Consider the following 974-nt stretch of genomic DNA (forward strand, 5'->3'; position numbering starts at 1 on the left):
CCATCTGCTCGCTCATCATCTCAATGGGACACTTGAAGTCGAAACGCTTTCGCGGGCGCATGTTCAGCTCAAGCGCGATCTCATCCAGCTCTTTCTGGCTATAGACCGATAGATCCGTTCCTTTGGGCAAGTACTGCCGTATGAGCCCATTGATATTTTCGTTGGCGCCCCTCTGCCATGGGCTGTGCGGGTCACAGAAGTAGATGGCGACACCGGTATTCTGAGTGACCTTGGCGTGCTGTGTCATCTCACGTCCCTGGTCATATGTCATGCTCTTCCGTGCGGCCAGCGGCATGCGATTCAGCGCCGCGCTGAAGCCTTCTACAGCCGAGGTGGCAGTCGCATCGTTCATCTTCGCCAGAATCAGGAAACCGCTTTTGAGTTCGACGAGGGTGCCGACAGCCGATGCGTTGCTCTTGCCCTTGATCAGGTCGCCTTCCCAGTGGCCAGGAAATTCACGTTTCTCCACCTCTGGAGGGCGGAGGTGAATGCTGACCATGTCCGGAATCTGGTTGCGTCGGTCAACCTGACCACGACGCGGTTCGCGGGTCGGCTTTCCTTGCCGCAGACAATGGATCAGTTCCTTTCTCAGCTCACCGACGGGCAACGCGTAGATGGCGCTGTAGATCGTTTCTCGGCAGACGTAGGCGTCTCGAAGGTCAGGGATATTCATATGCTTGAGCTTGCCGCTGATCTGTTCGGGAGACAAGCGTCGACGCAGCATGTGCTGAATCAGGGCGAATCGCGGACTGCCTGGAAGCAGTTTGCGCCTAGGTCGACAACCGTCTCGACGGTCATGACGGCGCTGTTGCGCGTGTGACGCGCGATACCGGCCATCGGACGACCCATTGCGCCGTATCTCTCGACTGATCGTCGCCGGGGACCGTTCAAGCAGAGCCGCTACCTTCCTGATGCTCAAGCCTTGCGCGAGGCTGACCTGGATCGTGGCACGTTCTTCGGTGCAGAGTTCAGAA

At 58.0% G+C, this 974-nt stretch carries 1 protein-coding gene; it reads right to left on the minus strand.

Annotated elements, in window-relative coordinates; genetic code table 11:
- Positions 1 to 974 (minus strand): IS30 family transposase (locus QWY74_RS12940; RefSeq protein WP_290314465.1); only part of this gene is annotated, 974 nt, incomplete at both ends.

Origin of the sequence: Halomonas almeriensis (assembly GCF_030409235.1) — a bacterium.
GTDB lineage: Bacteria > Pseudomonadota > Gammaproteobacteria > Pseudomonadales > Halomonadaceae > Halomonas > Halomonas almeriensis.